The organism is Streptomyces kronopolitis (assembly GCF_014646275.1).
Classification (GTDB): Bacteria; Actinomycetota; Actinomycetes; order Streptomycetales; family Streptomycetaceae; genus Streptomyces; species Streptomyces kronopolitis.
In genome coordinates, this window is record NZ_BMND01000019.1 from 95,527 (window position 1) to 111,941 (window position 16,415).

The 16,415-nt window shown below is 72.8% G+C and carries 13 protein-coding genes and 1 pseudogene; 2 read left to right on the forward strand and 12 right to left on the reverse strand.

The features are described 5' to 3' along the window. Positions 1–23 precede the first annotated feature (23 nt). On the reverse strand, positions 24–1,109 hold the full coding sequence (locus tag IEY78_RS20795; RefSeq protein ID WP_189100454.1) for a prephenate dehydrogenase: 1,086 nt from the start codon (positions 1,107–1,109) through the stop codon (positions 24–26). Continuing rightward, positions 1,106–1,468 (reverse strand): chorismate mutase, encoded by a 363-nt coding sequence (gene aroH / locus IEY78_RS20800; protein WP_189100456.1) that lies wholly within the window; start codon positions 1,466–1,468, stop codon positions 1,106–1,108. The genes IEY78_RS20795 and aroH overlap by 4 nt, the downstream gene beginning before the upstream one ends. A gap of 228 nt (positions 1,469–1,696) precedes the next feature. On the opposite strand from aroH, the gene IEY78_RS20805 reads away from it, so the two are divergent. Then, positions 1,697–2,392, forward strand: coding sequence for a nucleotidyltransferase domain-containing protein (locus IEY78_RS20805; protein WP_189100458.1), 696 nt, complete (start codon positions 1,697–1,699; stop codon positions 2,390–2,392). Between the two features lie 170 nt (positions 2,393–2,562). Here IEY78_RS20805 and IEY78_RS34565 read toward each other — a convergent pair. The 10 genes and pseudogenes from IEY78_RS34565 to pyrG form a co-directional block, all read right to left on the reverse strand. After that, positions 2,563–2,697, reverse strand: a pseudogene (locus IEY78_RS34565) (ADP-ribosylglycohydrolase family protein); the annotation flags it as partial. Between the two features lie 92 nt (positions 2,698–2,789). Then, the gene (locus tag IEY78_RS20810) at positions 2,790–4,001 is read right to left on the reverse strand and encodes a pseudouridine synthase (RefSeq protein WP_189100460.1); all 1,212 of its coding nucleotides are present in this window, start codon (positions 3,999–4,001) and stop codon (positions 2,790–2,792) included. Beyond that, positions 4,001–4,705, reverse strand: a complete 705-nt coding sequence (gene scpB, locus IEY78_RS20815; protein WP_189100462.1) for an SMC-Scp complex subunit ScpB — start codon at positions 4,703–4,705, stop codon at positions 4,001–4,003. Before scpB ends, IEY78_RS20810 begins: the two co-directional genes overlap by 1 nt. Then, entirely contained in the window at positions 4,702–5,745 is a 1,044-nt protein-coding gene (locus IEY78_RS20820) for a segregation and condensation protein A (protein ID WP_189100464.1), read from the reverse strand. The genes scpB and IEY78_RS20820 overlap by 4 nt, the downstream gene beginning before the upstream one ends. 92 nt (positions 5,746–5,837) lie before the next feature. Next, positions 5,838–6,476 carry a hypothetical protein gene (locus tag IEY78_RS20825; protein WP_229700080.1) on the reverse strand — a complete coding sequence of 213 codons (639 nt, stop codon included), beginning with the start codon at positions 6,474–6,476 and terminating at the stop codon, positions 5,838–5,840. Further along, on the reverse strand, positions 6,473–7,489 hold the full coding sequence (locus IEY78_RS20830; protein WP_030078562.1) for a ParA family protein: 1,017 nt from the start codon (positions 7,487–7,489) through the stop codon (positions 6,473–6,475). The genes IEY78_RS20825 and IEY78_RS20830 overlap by 4 nt, the downstream gene beginning before the upstream one ends. A gap of 489 nt (positions 7,490–7,978) precedes the next feature. Next, the gene (gene ald, locus IEY78_RS20835; protein WP_189100529.1) at positions 7,979–9,094 is read right to left on the reverse strand and encodes an alanine dehydrogenase; all 1,116 of its coding nucleotides are present in this window, start codon (positions 9,092–9,094) and stop codon (positions 7,979–7,981) included. A 168-nt stretch (positions 9,095–9,262) separates the two neighbouring features. Beyond that, a complete protein-coding gene (locus IEY78_RS20840; protein WP_189100470.1) occupies positions 9,263–11,407 on the reverse strand; it encodes a tetratricopeptide repeat protein in 2,145 nt (714 codons plus the stop codon). 174 nt (positions 11,408–11,581) lie between these two features. After that, positions 11,582–12,208 (reverse strand): NUDIX domain-containing protein, encoded by a 627-nt coding sequence (locus IEY78_RS20845; RefSeq protein ID WP_189100472.1) that lies wholly within the window; start codon positions 12,206–12,208, stop codon positions 11,582–11,584. Between the two features lie 98 nt (positions 12,209–12,306). Then, complete coding sequence (pyrG, locus tag IEY78_RS20850; RefSeq protein WP_189100474.1) at positions 12,307–13,962, reverse strand: CTP synthase; 1,656 nt, start codon at positions 13,960–13,962, stop codon at positions 12,307–12,309. A gap of 520 nt (positions 13,963–14,482) precedes the next feature. Between pyrG and IEY78_RS20855 the strand changes: the two genes are divergently transcribed. Then, positions 14,483–16,288, forward strand: coding sequence for a glycoside hydrolase family 15 protein (locus IEY78_RS20855; RefSeq protein WP_268240300.1), 1,806 nt, complete (start codon positions 14,483–14,485; stop codon positions 16,286–16,288). The last annotated feature ends 127 nt before the right edge of the window (positions 16,289–16,415 follow it).

A 16,415-nucleotide genomic window follows, 5' to 3' on the forward strand; every position in this document is an offset into this window, starting at 1 on the left:
CCCGCACCGCCCCGTCCACGGTCTCACTGCCGGATGGACCAGCCCCGCTCCCGCAGCTCCGCGGCCAGCACCGGCACGGCCTGCGGCTCGACCATGAGCTGGATGAAGCCCGCCTGCTGACCGGTGGCGTGCTCGATGCGGACGTCCTCGATGTTGACCCCCGCCCGGCCGGCGTCGGCGAAGATCCGGGCCAGCTCACCGGGCTGGTCGCCGATGTGGACGGCGAGGATCTCGTAGGCGGCCGGGGCGGCGCCGTGCTTGCCGGGCACCCGGTCGCGGCCGGCGTTGCCGCGGCGGAGCACGTCCTCGATGCCGAGGGCGCCGCCGCCGCGCTTGTCCTCGTCGGCGGACTCCAGGGCCCGCAGCGACCGCACGGTCTCGTCGAGATCGGCGGCGACCTCGGAGAGCACATCGGCGACCGGGCCCGGGTTGGCGGACAGGATGTCGATCCACATCGCCGGGTCGGAGGCCGCGATCCGCGTCACATCCCGGATGCCCTGGCCGCACAGGCGCACGGCGGTCTCGTCGGCGCCCTTGAGGCGGGCGGCGACGAGGCTGGAGAGCAGCTGGGGGGTGTGCGAGACCAGGGCGACGGCGCGGTCGTGCGCGTCCGCGTCCATCACGACCGGGACGGCCCGGCACAGGGCGACCAGCTCCAGTGCGAGATTGAGCACCTCGGTGTCGCCGTCGCGGGTGGGGGTGAGCACCCAGGGGCGGCCCTCGAAGAGGTCGGCGGTGGCGGCCAGCGGGCCGGAGCGCTCCTTGCCGGCCATCGGGTGGGTGCCGAGGTAGCCGGACAGCTCGCGGCCCGAGGCCTCCAGCTCGCGGCGCGGGCCGCCCTTGACGCTGGCGACGTCGATGTACGCACGGGCCACGCCGCGGCCCATCGCGTCCGCCAGGGCCGAGGCGACATGGGCCGGCGGGACCGCCACGATCGCCAGATCGACCGGCGCCCCCGGGGTCTCGGTGGTGCCGGCGCCGAGCGCGGCGGCGGTGCGGGCCTGGGCCGGGTCGTGGTCCTCCAGGAAGACCTGCACGCCCCGGGCGTGCAGCGCGAGCGCGGCCGAGGTGCCGATCAGGCCCGTGCCGATGACGAGGGCGGTCCTCACTGCGCGATGTCCTTCCGCAACGCCCCGGCCGCGCCGAGGTAGACATGGGCGATCCCGGCCTTGGACAGGTCGGTCTCGACATGGGCGAGCACCCGCACCACGCGCTCCATGGCGCCGTTGATGTCCAGTTCCTGGGCGCAGATCAGCGGGACGTCCGTGATGCCCAGGGCGCGGGCCGCGGCGGCCGGGAAGTCGCTGTGCAGATCGGGGGTGGCGGTGAACCACACGCTGATGAGGTCGTCCGGCAGCAGGCCGTTGCGCTCCAGGACGGCGGTGAGCAGCTCGCCGACCTGCTCCTGCATGTGCTGCGCGTCGTCCCGCTCCAGCTGGACGGCCCCGCGGACCGCTCGTACCGCCACGTCACTGCTCCCCTGCGTCCTGTGCCGCCGCACGCACCCGTGCGCGTCCCGATCAGCGTAACCAGCCGCACCGACATTCCGTGCCCGGCGGCCGGGCGGCGGAACGGGCGGGCCCGCGTCCGCACGTCCGGCGATCTTCCGGGCACCGACCGTGAGCGCAGGACGGGGCGTCGGCGAGGGTCGGCCAAACGGGTGACATTCGACCTCCCACCAGCGACAATCTCCGCCATGTCGGAAGCCGCCGCAGGGCATTCGCTGGTCGCCGAGCACACCGTCTACGCGTGCGTGATGGGCTCGCGGGCCTTCGGGCTGGCCACGGAGAGCAGTGACACCGACCGCCGCGGGGTCTATCTCGCACCCACCCCGCTGTTCTGGGGCTTCGAGAAGCCGCCCACCCATGTGGAGGGGCCGCGCGAGGAGGAGTTCTCCTGGGAGCTGGAGCGCTTCTGCCAGTTGGGGCTGCGCGCGAACCCGACCGCCCTGGAGTGCCTGCACTCCCCCTTGGTGGAGCGCGTCGACGCCGTCGGGCGCGAGCTGCTCGCGCTGCGCGGGGCGTTCCTGTCGCGGCAGGCCCACCGCACCTTCGCGGGGTACGCCACCGGCCAGCTCAAGCAGCTGCGGGCCGATGTCCGGCAGCACGGCGCGCCCCGCTGGAAGCACGCCATGCATCTGCTGCGGCTGCTGGCCGCCTCGCGCGATCTGCTCCGCACGGGCCGGCTCACCCTGGACGTCGGCGAGGAGCGGGAGGCGCTGCTGGCGGTCCGGCGCGGTGAGGTGGCCTGGTCCACGGTGGAGCGGCGGATGGCGCGGCTGTCCGAGGAGGCGGAGGCGGCGGTGTCCGGCTCGCCGCTGCCGGCCGAGCCGGACGTGGGCCGGGTGGCGGACTTCCTCTTCCGGGCCCGGAAGGCGTCCGCACAGGGCTGAGGCGGGCCCGCGCGATCAGGTCGTGCAGCGCGTCGCGGCCCGCGGGGGCGTCCAGGAGGGCCGTGACGGCCTGGGTGGCGTCCAGCCGGGCGTGCAGCGCCTCGACGTCCGCGCGCAGCCGCGCCGCCGCCACCACCTCGCCCGCCGGGCCGTGTTCGGCCTGCCGTCCGCCGCCACGGGCCGCACCCGGCCAGGATCGACGGCACGTCGTCGAACTCGGTGGGACACCCGAGCGCGTCGCCCGGCGCCAGGCCTATCAGCGAGCCGGTAGCGGGAGCCCCCGTGGGCACCCTGAACAGCACCACCCCTTAACGTCACAGTGACATTAAGGGGTGGTGGGGGCGTGCCGCAAGGGAATTCGGCGCGGGTGCGCGGCCCCGGCGGCGGGCCCCGGAGCCTAGAGCTCCACCTCGCGCATCAGCATGCCGACCTCGGTGTTGGTCATCCGGCGCAGCCAGCCCGACTTCTGGTCGCCCAGGGCGATCGGGCCGAAGGCGGTCCGCACCAGCTTGTCGACCGGGAAGCCGGCCTCGGCCAGCATCCGGCGCACGATGTGCTTGCGGCCCTCGTGGAGGCTCACCTCGACGAGGTAGTTCTTGCCGGTGTTCTCCACGACCCGGAAGTGGTCGGCGCGGGCGTAGCCGTCCTCCAGCTGGATGCCGTCCTTGAGCTGCTTGCCCAGGTCGCGCGGCAGCGGGCCCTGGATCGCGGCCAGGTAGGTCTTCTTGACGCCGTAGCGCGGGTGGGTCAGACGGTGGGCCAGCTCGCCGTGGTTGGTGAGCAGGATGATGCCCTCGGTCTCGGTGTCCAGCCGGCCGACGTGGAACAGCCGCGTCTCGCGGTTGGTGACGTAGTCGCCCAGGCACTGGCGGCCGTCGGGGTCCTCCATCGTGGAGACGACACCGGCCGGCTTGTTCAGCGCGAAGAAGAGGTAGGACTGGGTGGCGACGGTCAGGCCGTCGACCTTGATCTCGTCCTTCTCCGGGTCGACCCGGACACCCTGCTCCATGACGATCTGGCCGTTGACCTCGACCCGCGCCTGGTCGATCAGCTCCTCACAGGCCCGGCGGGAGCCCATACCGGCCCTGGCCAGGACCTTCTGGAGCCGCTCGCCCTCCTGCTCGCCAAAGGTCTTGGGGGTCTTGACCTGCGGCTTGCTGTGGCGGGCGCGGTTGCGCTCCTCCACCTGGGCGTCGTACTCACGGGGACGCGCGGGTGCCTGGCCCCGGCCGCGCGGGGCGCCGCCCTTGGCGCCCGGGCGGGCGCCCTTGGACGCCGCGCCGGTACGGGGGCCGCCCTTGGCGCCGCCACGGGCCGCCGCGCCCCGGCTGCCGCTGCTCTTGGCGCCACCGGCATTGGGGCCCCCGCTCTTGGGACCGCCGCTCTTGGCGCCGCCGGTGCGCTCGTCCTTGCGGCCCGAGGAGCCGCCCGAACCACCGGAGCCGCCGGAGCCGCCCACGTCGTAGCGGCGCTCCTCGGGACGGGGGCGGCCCGCGCGCTGCTGCTTGTCGTCCCGCTTGCCGCCGGCCTTCGGCCGGGCGGAGCCCCCCTCGGCTCCGCGGTGATCGCTCCGACCGCTGTCCCTGTTGTTCCTGCCGCTGCTTCGCATCAATGATCCGTCTGAGAGTCGCCGCTGTCGTCTACGTCGAACGACGGGATACCTTCCGGGGAGTCGCCCTCGACCGCTTCCGCCTCCGGGAGGAAGGGTGCGAGCTCAGGGAGCTCGTCCAGGCCGCGCAGGCCCATCCGCTCCAGAAAGTAATTCGTCGTCCTGTACAGGATCGCACCTGTTTCAGGTTCCGTCCCCGCCTCCTCCACCAGGCCGCGCTGGAGGAGCGTGCGCATCACACCGTCACAGTTCACGCCGCGTACGGCCGAGACTCGGGAACGGCTGACCGGCTGACGGTACGCGACCACGGCCAGAGTCTCCAATGCGGCCTGGGTGAGCCGGGCCTGCTGGCCGTCCAGGACGAAGCTCTCCACGGCGTCCGCGTAGGCGGCGCGGGAGTAGAAGCGCCAGCCGCCGGCGACCAGCCGGAGGTCGAATCCGCGCCCCTGGCGGGTGTAGTCGTCGGCCAGCTCGCGCAGCGCCAGCGCCACCGCCCGGCGGGGCCGCTGGAGCACCCTGGCCAGGTGCTCCTCGGTCGCCGGCTCGTCGACGACCATGAGGACGGCCTCCAGCGCGGGCTTCAGCTCCAGCCCGTCGACGGCCGGCGCCCCGGCCGGCGCCCCCGGGTCGCCGTCCGCCCCGCCCCGCGGCCGCGCGCCCGCCTCCGTGACGTCGTACGCCTCACCACCGGCCGCACCGCTCATGCCTGCTCCTCCTCCTGCTCCGCGGGCTCCGCCGCGTCGGTCGGCCGCCCCGGCTCCCGGTCGAACTCGTCGGTGACCCGCGGCGCGGCCCCCTCGGCGCCCGTCCAGCGCACCGTCAGCTCGCCCAGGGCCTCCTCCTGCTCCAGGGCCACCACCCGCTCCCGGTAGAGCTCCAGCAGGGCCAGGAAGCGGGCCACGACGGTGAGGGTGTCCGGTGCGTCGGCGATCAGCTTGCCGAAGCCGGCCTCGCCCGCCTCGCGCAGCCGCGCCATCACCACCTCGGCCTGCTCGCGCACGCTCACCAGCGGCGCGTGGATGTGGTCGACATAGACCTGCGGCCTGGCCCGGGGCTGCATCGCCTTCACCGCGAGCCGGGCGAAGCCCTCCGCGCCGATGCTGATGACGACCTCGGGCAGCAGCTCGGCGAGGTGCGGCTCCAGCCCGACGGTACGGGGGTGGCGCCGGCCCTCGTCCGCCAGCCGGCCGCTGAAGATGTCCGCGATGCGCTTGTAGGCGCGGTACTGGAGGAGCCGGGCGAAGAGCAGGTCGCGGGCCTCCAGCAGCGCGAGGTCCGCCTCGTCCTCCACCTCGGCCACGGGCAGCAGCCGGGCCGCCTTGAGGTCCAGCAGGGTCGCCGCGACGACCAGGAACTCGGTGGTCTGGTCCAGGTCCCAGTCCGGCCCCATGGCGCGGATGTGCGCCATGAAGTCGTCGGTGACCTTCGACAGGGCGACCTCGGTGACGTCCAGCTTGTGCTTGGAGATCAGCTGCAGGAGGAGGTCGAAGGGGCCCTCGAAGTTGTCCAGCCGGAGGGTGAAGGTCCCCTCGCCGGCACTGCCACCGTCCTCCGGCGCGTCCGCGGCGGAACCGTCCTGCGGGCTCTCCTCGTCCACCGCGGCCGCCGGAGACGGAACGGGAGCGGCGGCCGTGGGCGGCGCCGGGGTCCCGGGCGCCTCCGGCTCCACCGCTGCCTCGGCCGGCCCGGGCCCGAGTGATCTGCGGGCGCGGGGCCGGGTGGCGTCGTCGTGGGTCGTCGGCATCGCGGTCCATGCTGCGGAGGTCCCGCGCCGGGGGCGGCGGGCTGGTCAGGGGCGGGACACCCGCCGGGTGGGCAGGTTATCCCGTGCACCCGCTAACGGCCGCGCAGCCGCCGTACGAGGATGCTGGCGTCGCCGCGCGATTCGAGGTCGGCGAGGACGACGGCGACCGCCTCGCGGACGATCCGGCCGCGGTCGACGGCGAGGCCGTGCTCGCCGCGCAGCACCAGCCGGGCGTGTTCGAGGTCCATGAGCTCCTCGGCGGAGACATAGACGGTGATCTTCTCGTCGTGCCGTTCCCGGCCGCTGGGGCGGCGGTTGGCGCCACGGCCACCGCGCCGGCGGCCCTGGCCGCCGGCCTGCTGGGCGGCCGCGGCCGCGTCGGTGCCGGCCTGCCCGGCCTGGCCCCGGTGGTTCTTGGCGGTGTCGCCATCCGTCTCGCGGCCGCCGTGCTCGGCCGGGGCGCCGACGGCGGGCACCCGCGGCGGGGTGGCCGGTCCGCCGTCACCGGCCGTGGCCGCGGGGGTGTCCGCGCCGGTGCCGGGCCGCCGCGGGCCGACCGCGGTGGCCGTCTCCGGCGCGTCCGCCGCCGGATCGGGTTCGCCGGCCGGTGCGGGCACGCGGGGCGCCTCGCCGGGCGCCGCCGAGCCGTTCACCGGCCGGCGGGGGGTGGAGGGCTGCAGCCCCACTCCCCCGGTGGTACGGAACAGTTCGTCGGCTCCCGGAAGACTCACTCGGCGTGACACCGGGCGAGCACCTCCCTGGCGAGCTGGCGATAGGCGGCGGCCCCGACGGAGTTGGAGGCGTAGGTGGTGATCGGCTCGCCCGCGACGGTGGTCTCCGGGAAGCGGACCGTACGGCCGATGACGGTGTGGTAGACGTGGTCGTCGAAGGCCTCGACGACGCGCGCCAGGACCTCGCGGCTGTGGACGGTGCGGGAGTCGTACATCGTCGCCAGGATGCCGTCCAGCTCCAGCTCGGGGTTGAGCCGCTCCTGCACCTTCTCGATCGTCTCGGTGAGCAGCGCGACACCACGCAGCGCGAAGAACTCGCACTCCAGCGGCACGATGACCTTGTGAGCCGCCGTCAGGGCGTTCACCGTGAGCAGGCCGAGGGAGGGCTGGCAGTCGATGACGATGTAGTCGTAGTCGGCCAGCAGCGGCTTCAGCGCGCGCTGGAGGGTCGACTCGCGCGCGACCTCGCTGACCAACTGCACCTCTGCCGCGGACAGGTCGATGTTGCTGGGCAGCAGGTCCATGTTGGGGACCGCGGTCTTCAGGAGCACCTCGTCGGCCGACATCCCCCGCTCCATGAGCAGGTTGTAGACCGTCAGGTCGAGCTCCATCGGGTTGACACCGAGCCCGACCGACAGGGCACCCTGCGGGTCGAAGTCGACGAGCAGCACCCGGCGGCCGTATTCGGCCAGCGCGGCACCCAGGTTGATGGTCGAGGTGGTCTTGCCGACCCCGCCCTTCTGGTTGCACATCGCGATGATTTTGGCCGGGCCGTGGTCCGACAGCGGTCCGGGGATGGGGAAGTAGGGGAGCGGGCGTCCGGTCGGGCCGACGCGTTCGCGGCGCTGTCGCGCGGCGTCCGGCGCGAGCGTCGCGGCGTATTCGGGGTCCGGCTCGTACTCCGCGTCCGGATCGTAGAAGTGCCCCTGGGGCAGGTCGTCGTAGTCGGCGAGACGGGCGGGTTCTCCACTGCCCCGGTCGCCGGCCATGGCGTTCACGTGATGGCCGTCCATGCTCTGGTGGGCTGTCGTGGAAATGCTCTGATGGGCTGCGGAGGTGTGGACCGCGACGGAGCCGACAGCCTCGCGCCCCGAGGGACCCTGGCCCCGTGCAACCACTCCTGGTTGACCACCTCCGGGAGAAAATGTCGACTCATTCACAAGTCGTCTTACCTCCTTGGATGTAACCAGGAAACTTTATCGATAGGTCAGCGTGGCACCATGCCGACGGTTGGCGACTCTATGGCGTGTCGGGCGTCCGCAGCAACACAATCCACCGGACCCGGCACGATGTGTCGGTAACCGGACCCCCCGATGTCAAGGGCGCAGGCGGTATCGCACCGATGTTTTGGGGGTGCGCGAATCGGTTAAAGGGTTACGTTCGCGGCGAGTTGAGAGCGGGCGTTCCGGAACACATGATTCCGCTGCTCGGACATGCGACCGGCCGGGCCCTGTGACCAGGACCCGGCCGGATGTGCCGCGTTGACGCGTGTCGTTGACGCGTCAGCCGAGGAGGGTGCGCAGCTCGATGTGCTCCAGCTCGTGCGCCTCGGCGACCGGGCCGTAGACGACCTTGCCGTCGTGCGTGTTCAGGCCCTTGGCCAGCGCCGGGTCACGGCGCAGCGCCTCGACCCAGCCGCGGTTCGCCAGCTCCACGATGTAGGGCAGCGTGGCGTTGGTCAGGGCGTGGGTGGAGGTGTTCGGCACCGCGCCGGGCATGTTGGCGACGCAGTAGAAGACCGAGTTGTGGACCTCGAAGGTCGGCTCGGCGTGCGTGGTGGGACGCGAGTCCTCGAAGCAGCCGCCCTGGTCGATCGCGATGTCGACAAGAACACTTCCGGGCTTCATCTTGGCGACGAGCTCGTTGGTGACCAGCTTGGGGGCCTTGGCGCCGGGGATCAGCACGGCACCGACGACGAGGTCGGCCTCGACGACGGCCTTCTCCAGCTCGTAGGCGTTGGAGACGATCGTCTGCACCTTGGTGCCGAAGATCTTGTCGGCCTCGCGGAGCTTGTTGATGTCCTTGTCGAGCAGGGTGACGTGGAAGCCGAGGCCCACGGCGATCTGCAGCGCGTTCCAGCCGGAGACGCCACCGCCGATGATGACGGCCTTGCCCGCGGCGACACCGGGGACGCCGCCGGGCAGCACGCCGCGGCCGCCGGCCTGACGCATCAGGTGGTAGGCGCCGACCTGCGGGGCGATCCGGCCCGCGACCTCGGACATCGGGGCCAGCAGCGGCAGCTGGCGGCCGGCGGTCTCGACGGTCTCGTAGGCGATGGCGGTGGTGCCGGACTCCAGCAGCGCGTCGGTGCACTCGCGGGACGCGGCCAGGTGCAGGTAGGTGAAGAGCGTCTGGTCCTTGCGGAGGCGGTGGTACTCCTCCGCGATCGGCTCCTTGACCTTCAGCAGCAGGTCGGCGGTGCCCCAGACCTCATCGGCGGTGTCGAGGATGCCGGCGCCGGCGGCGACGTACTCCTCGTTCGTGATGGACGACCCGAGACCGGCGTCCTTCTCGATGAAGACCTGGTGGCCGTGGCGGACGAGTTCGTGGACTCCGGCGGGCGTGATGGCCACGCGGAACTCGTTGTTCTTGACCTCGCGGGGGATGCCGACCTTCACGTCGATCACGGTCCTTGAAAGAGAGGGTGCAGGAGGAATTATCCCCTCATGCGCTGCATGACGGAACTGACCGCGCCGTACGCGGCCAAGCCAGTCTATTGAAGGAGCCCATCTTGTCTAGCCTTGCAAAGCAATAATCTTTCGGAGTAGCACTACCGATTTCGTAGGTCACTCGGGGTAATCTTCGAGGAGTCGTTCTCCGACGGAGCGGTGCAGCCGTGCCGCGGCGGGGTCGCCGAGCCGGTCGAGGGTGTCCGCGATCCGCAGCTGCAGTGCCGCCTCCAGTCGTCCGTCGTCCGCTTTGCGGGCGAGATCGAGGGCCTCCAGGCAGGTCCGCAGCGCCTCCTCGGGCCGTCCCGCGTACTCCCGCACCCGGGCCATCTCCCCGGTGGCCCGCGCCTGGCCGGACACCTCGCCGAGCCGGCGGAAGGTCCGGGCGGCCGCCCGCCAGGACGTGAGCGCCTCGTCCCAGCGGCCCGCGCAGGAGTGCGCGCCGCCGATCCGGCCGTACAGCCGGGCCGCGTCGGCCCCCTCGCCGCGGGCCAGCCGCAGCTCCAGCGCCCGGCCGTACCAGTCGGCGGCCCGCTGCCAGTCGCCCAGCTCGGTGTACGTGCAGCCCAGGGACTCCAGCGCGCGGCCGGTGGCCACCGGGTCCGGCACCGAACGGGCCGCCTCCAGCGCCTGCCGGTAGCGGGTCAGGGCCTGTGCGGTACGGCCCGCCCGGCCGTCCAGGTCGGCGAGGTTGAGCAGCGCGGCGGCCCGCTCCCGGGCCAGCCCGCGCCGTTCGGCGACCCGCAGGACCAGCCCGTGCAGCGCGTAGAGGTCGGGCGCGGCGGCCTCGGGGCCGCGGTGCGCGAGCAGCGTGCGGGTCAGCGCGGCCATCAACCGCCGGTCCAGAGTGTCGAGTTCGCCGTCCGCGACGGCCATCGCGGCGGCGTCGAGCAGCGCGCCGCGGCGGCTGTGCAGCCAGTGCGCGGCCGCCGCCCGCGAGGCGAAGCGCAGCGAGCGCGGCAGGCCGGCGACCTTCTGCCGGGCGGGCGAGTCGGCCGGCTCCCCCATGGCGCGGCAGGACTGCAGCAGCCGGACGGTCCGCTCCAGCATCCGGGCGCGGGCCAGCTGGACCTCCGCCGGGCGCTCGTACTCCGGCAGCAGCGCCCGCACCAGCGGATCGAGGCAGCCGGGCAGGCGGTACGGGGGGTGGGTGGCCGCGTCGGGCGTACGGATGCCGGCGGCGTCGCCGTCCCCGTCCTGCGGTGCGGCGAGCGGGCGCAGCAGGCCGAGCGTGGCGAAGTCGTCCAGGGTCGTGGCGGCCGCGGCCACCGAGCAGCCGGCCAGGGCGGAGGCGATATGGGCGTCCACCAGGCCGCCCGGCGCCAGGGTGAGCAGCCGCAGTATCCGGGCGGCGGGCGGCGGCAGCGCGTCGTGGGCGAGCCGGAAGGCGCGGCACAGCGGGCGGACGCCGGTGGGCAGGTCGTCGGGCAGGTCGATGTCGTGCAGCGCCCGGAGCAGGTCGGCGACCGAGGACATCGGGCGGGCGGCGAGCCAGGCACCGGCCAGCACCAGGGCGGCGGGCTGGCCGCCGCACTCCTCCACGACGCTGTCGGCGGTCCGGGGGTCGACGGTGATCCGGGTCGGCCCGGCGTACCGGCTGAGGATCTCGACGCCGGCCGCGCTGTCCAGGCCGCCCAGGGCACACGGCCGGACGTCCGGAATGCCGGTCAGCGGACCCTGGGAGACCACCACGACCAGGCAGTCAGGGGCGTCCGGGAGCAGCGGTTCGACCTGTTCGGCGCCGGGGGCGTCGTCCAGGAAGAGCAGGGCGCGGCGAGCGGCGAGCGCCTCGCGCAGCTGTGCGGTCAGCTCGTCCTCGGCGGCGCCCGGCGGGGCCTCGGCGCCGAGGGCGGCCAGCAGCTCGCGGGCGGTGCGGGCGGTGTCGGCCGGCTCGCCGCCCGGCCCGGTGAGCATGGCCCGCAGCACCCCGTCGGGGTGGTCGCCGGCCCGCTCGCGCAGCAGCTGCTCGGCCAGGGCCGTCCGCCCGGAGCCGGGGCGGCCGGCGATCAGCAGGACCCGGCTGCGGGTGCCCTTGCGGCCGGAGAGGGTGTCCAGGCCGGCCCGGGCGATGTCGGCGTGCAGCTCCTTGAGTTCGCGGCGGCGCCCGGCGAAGTGCGGGGCGAGGGCCCCGGTGGAGGGCGCGGGGCGGGCGGCGGCGCCCTCCGGGCGGGCTCCGGGGGCGCGATTGCCGGGTGCCGGCGCGGCCGGCGCCTCCCCCGTCTCCGGCAGGAGGGGTCCCCCGCCCACCGCCTGGTCCGTCACCGGTCACGCTCCCGTCCACCTGCGCGTACGAGTCCGCCGCTGGGGCGCGGACGGCACGCTGCCGAGGGTAGTTCACGGCGCGTCACGTCCGGTGCGGAGCGGGGCGGTTACGTCACCCGATCGGATCGGCGGATCATCCGACGGGCCCGCGGTGCGCGGTGCCGGCCCGGCGGCTCAGGCCTCGAAGGGGCGGGCCGGCCACGGCGCGTCGGCGGGGCGCAGCGCGTCCAGGCCGGCGCCGCCCTGGGCCGCGGTGAGCGCCAGCACGCCCACGACGAGGCAGTTGTTGTGGAGTTCACCGGCGAGCGCGCCGCGCACCAGCTCCGCCAGCGGGACCCGCGCCAGCTCCATGTCGGCCTCCTCCTCGGAGACCTCGAAGCGCTCCCCCTCGGCCTCGGACAGCCCGCGGGCGAGGAAGATCCGTACGGCCTCGTCGCAGCCGCCGGGCGTGGTGTAGACGTCGGTCAGCACCCGCCAGTCCTCGGCGCTGACGTGCGCCTCCTCGTACAGCTCGCGCTGCGCGGCGTGCAGCGGGTTCTCGCCGGGGATGTCGAGCAGTCCGGCGGGGATCTCCCACAGCTTCTGGCGCACGGGGTGGCGGTACTGGCGCAGCACCAGCACCCGGCCCTCGCCGTCGAGCGCGACGACGGCCACCGAGCCGGGGTGGACCTGGTAGTCCCGCGAGACGCTGGAGCCGTCGGGCATGACGACGTGGTCGGTGCGGACGCTGGTCTTGTTCCCGGTGAACGGCGTCGTGGTCGCGGTGACCGTCCACTCCTCGGGGGTGTCCTTGATCGCCATGGCGCGTCCTCCTGTATGTGCCTCTACAGCGCAGAAAACCGGGGTACGGCCTCGAAGAACGAGGCCGTACCCCGGCAACCGTATCCGTCGCGGTGCGGCTACTTCGCGGCGCCCGTCTTGCGCGCGACCGCGGCCTTCACCAGTCCGGCGAAGAGCGGGTGCGGGCGGGTCGGACGGGAGCGCAGCTCGGGGTGCGCCTGGGTGGCGACGAGGTAGGGGTGCACCTCGCGCGGGTACTCGACGTACTCCACGAGCTTGTTGTCCGGAGAGGTGCCGGAGAACAGCAGCCCGGCCTTCTTCTCCAGCTCGCCGCGGTAGGCGTTGTTGACCTCGTAGCGGTGGCGGTGGCGCTCCTCGACGTAGGGCTGGTCGTCGTAGACCTCGCGGACGATCGAGCCCTCGGCGAGCTTGGCCGGGTACATGCCCAGTCGCATCGTGCCGCCCATATCGCCCTCACCTGCGACGATGTCCATCTGCTCGGCCATCGTGGAGATGACCGGGTCGGCCGCGGCCGGGTCGAACTCGGTGGAGTTCGCGCCCGCGATGCCGGCGAGGTTGCGGGCCGCCTCGATGACCACGCACTGCAGGCCCAGGCACAGGCCGAGCAGCGGGAGCTTGTTCTCCCGGGCGTAGGTGATCGCGCCGACCTTGCCGTCCACGCCGCGGTCGCCGAAGCCGCCGGGGATGCAGACCGCGTCGCAGTCCGCGAGCTGCTCGGCGGCGCCGGCCGGGGTCTTGCAGTCGTCGGAGGTGACCCACTTCAGCTTCACCCGGGTCTTGTTCGCGAAGCCGCCGGCCCGCAGCGCCTCGGTGACCGAGAGGTAGGCGTCCGGCAGGTCGATGTACTTGCCGACCAGCGCGACCCGAACCTCGTGGTCGGGGTTGTGGACGCGGTCCAGCAGGTCCTCCCACTGGGTCCAGTTCACGTCGCGGAACGGCAGGTCCAGCTTGCGCACGACATAGGCGTCCAGGCCCTCGGTGTGCAGGACCTTGGGGATGTCGTAGATCGACGGGGCGTCGATCGCGGCCACGACCGCGGCCTCGTCGACGTCGCACATCAGGGAGATCTTGCGCTTGATGGCGGTGGGGACCTCGCGGTCGGCGCGCAGCACGATCGCGTCGGGCTGGATGCCGATGTTGCGCAGCGCCGCGACCGAGTGCTGGGTCGGCTTGGTCTTCAGCTCACCGGACGGGCCGATGTAGGGGAGCAGCGAGATGTGCACGACGAAGACGTTGTCCCGGCCGACCTCGTGGCGGACCTGGCGGACGGTCTCCAGGAACGGCAGCGACTCGATGTCGCCGACGGTGCCGCCGACCTCGGTGATGACGACGTCGACGTCCTCGGTCGCCATCCGCCGGATGCGGTGCTTGATCTCGTTGGTGATGTGCGGGATGACCTGCACGGTGTCACCGAGGTACTCGCCGCGCCGCTCCTTGGCGATCACGGTGTTGTAGACCTGGCCGGTGGTGACGTTCGCGGAGCCGTCGAGGTCGACGTCGAGGAACCGCTCGTAGTGGCCGATGTCCAGGTCGGTCTCGGCGCCGTCGTTGGTGACGAAGACCTCACCGTGCTGGAACGGGTTCATCGTTCCCGGGTCGACGTTGAGGTACGGGTCGAGCTTCTGCATCGTGACCCGCAGGCCGCGCGCCTTGAGGAGCGCTCCCAGGCTGGAGGCGGTGAGGCCCTTGCCGAGAGAGGAGGCGACGCCCCCGGTGACGAAGAGGTGCTTGGTCGTCGTGGATTTGGGCGGCATGGCCAAGAGGGGGCTCCCGTGGTCGCGAGGTGGAGAGGTGCGAAGCGGCGCCGGCCTGGGGTTTCAGGGGTGCCTCGCTGCGGCTCGGGGGTGCCTTCACCACTGCCGTGACGTCTCTGGGCGGCCCACCGGTCCACGGGATACCAGGCTATCAGCGACCTGGGGTGGTCGCGCCCGGCCGGAAGCGGAATCCGTGCGGCGGCGGCACCCGTGCCGGTGTCACGTGACGGAGGCCACCCGTTCGGACCATGTTCGTCCTCGCGAGGGTCGCGCGGAGAACCCACGTGCGTCGTATCCTGCTCGGACACTCGCGACGAGCCGTCCGGGAAGGCACCACCCTGAGCCGTCCGGGAAGGCACCACCCTCCTCCAGCTACCGCTGGGTGGGGGTCCCCCCGGCAGTTGCCGGGGAGTGCCCCCAGCCCGATTTCCGGTCCCGCTGCTCGGCGACGTTTCATGGGCAGGACGGACAATCACAACGTCCCATGGGGGGCGTGACTCCAGTTCGACGGGAGACGCACGTGGCCGGGCGCATCGAGGACTACGCACTTATCGGCGATATGCAAACCGCCGCTCTAGTGTGCCGGGACGGCACGGTGGACTGGCTGTGCCTGCCCCGTTTCGACTCGCCGGCGGTCTTCGCCGGGCTGCTGGGTACCGAGGAGCACGGTTTCTGGCGGATGGGGCCGGCCAACGGGTCCCAGGGCCGCCCGGTGCCGGCCGACCGCCGGCGCTACCGCGGCGATTCGCTGGTGCTGGAATCGGAGTGGGACACCCCGCGCGGCACGGTCCGGGTGATCGACTTCATGCCGCCGCGTGACGGGGCGCCGCAGCTGATCCGCATCGTGGAGGGGGTCAGCGGCCGCGTGCCGATGCGCTCCGAGCTGCGGATGCGCTTCTCCTACGGCTGGGTCGTGCCGTGGGTGCACAAGATCGACGACCGTACGGTGGCGGTCGCGGGCCCCGACTCGGTGTGGCTGGACACCGCGGCGGAGACCTACGGCAAGGACCTCACCACCTACTCCGACTTCACGGTCTCGCCGGGTGAGCGGATCGCGTTCACGATCAGCTGGGAGCCCTCCCACAAGCGGCCGCCGGCCGTGGCCGACCCGGAGGGGTCGCTGGAGGCCACCGAGGAGTTCTGGCGCGAGTGGGTCGAGCACTGCACGTACCACGGCCCCTACCGCGACGCGGTGGTGCGGTCGCTGATCACGCTGAAGGCGCTGACGTACGCGCCGACCGGCGGGATCGTGGCGGCGCCGACGACCTCGCTGCCGGAGTGCCTGGGCGGGGTGCGCAACTGGGACTACCGCTTCACCTGGCTGCGGGACGCGGCGATCACGCTGTCCTCGCTGCTGCGCACCGGCTACCGCGAGGAGGCCCGGGCCTGGCGGGAGTGGCTGCTGCGGGCGGTGGCCGGCGACCCGGAGAACCTCCAGATCATGTACGGCATCGCCGGTGAGCGGGAGTTGGGCGAGAACGAGCTCAACTGGCTCCCGGGGTATGAGAATTCCCGTCCGGTACGGGTCGGCAACGGCGCCGCGGGGCAGCTCCAGCTCGATGTCTACGGCGAGGTCACCGAGGCGCTGCACCTCGCGCACATGACGGGCCTGGCCCGCAACGACTACGCCTCGCTGCTCCAGCTCAAGCTGATCCAGTGGGTGGAGAAGCACTGGGACGAGCCGGACGAGGGCATCTGGGAGGTCCGCGGTCCGCGCCGGCACTTCGTGCACTCCAAGGTCATGACCTGGGTCGCGGTCGACCGCACGGTCAAGCTGATCGAGGCCGGGGACGTCGACGGTCCGCTGGAGCGCTGGCGCGACCTGCGCGAGACCATCCACCGGGACGTCTGCGAGAAGGGCTACGACAAGGAGCGCAACACCTTCACCCAGTCCTACGGCTCGCAGGAGCTGGACGCCTCGCTGCTGCTGATCCCGCAGATGGGCTTCCTGCCGCCGGACGACAAGCGCGTCATCGGCACCATCGAGGCGATCCAGCGGGAGCTGTCCACCGAGGACGGGTTCGTGCTGCGCTACCCGACGTCCGGCGCCGACGACCTCGGGGTGGACGGCCTGGAGGGCGAGGAAGGGGCCTTCCTGGCGTGCTCGTTCTGGCTCGCCGACGACCTGGCGATGATCGGCCGGGTGGACGAGGCCCGCAAGCTCTTCGAGAAGCTGCTCTCGCTCCGCAACGACCTGGGCCTGCTGGCCGAGGAGTGGGACCCCAAGGCCCAGCGGCAGGTCGGCAACTTTCCGCAGGCGTTCAGCCACGTCCCGCTGATCGACACCGCGCTGCGGCTGACGGCCAGCGGTGCCTACGGGGGCTAGGACTCCTGGGGCTCTCGGGTGCCGTCCGGTTTCCGGGCGGCACCCTTCGCCGTTCGGGCACACACCCCCGTGACACCGGACCACCCCGCTCCGGAATGCGGACTGCGGGTACCGTTCCTGGCCATGG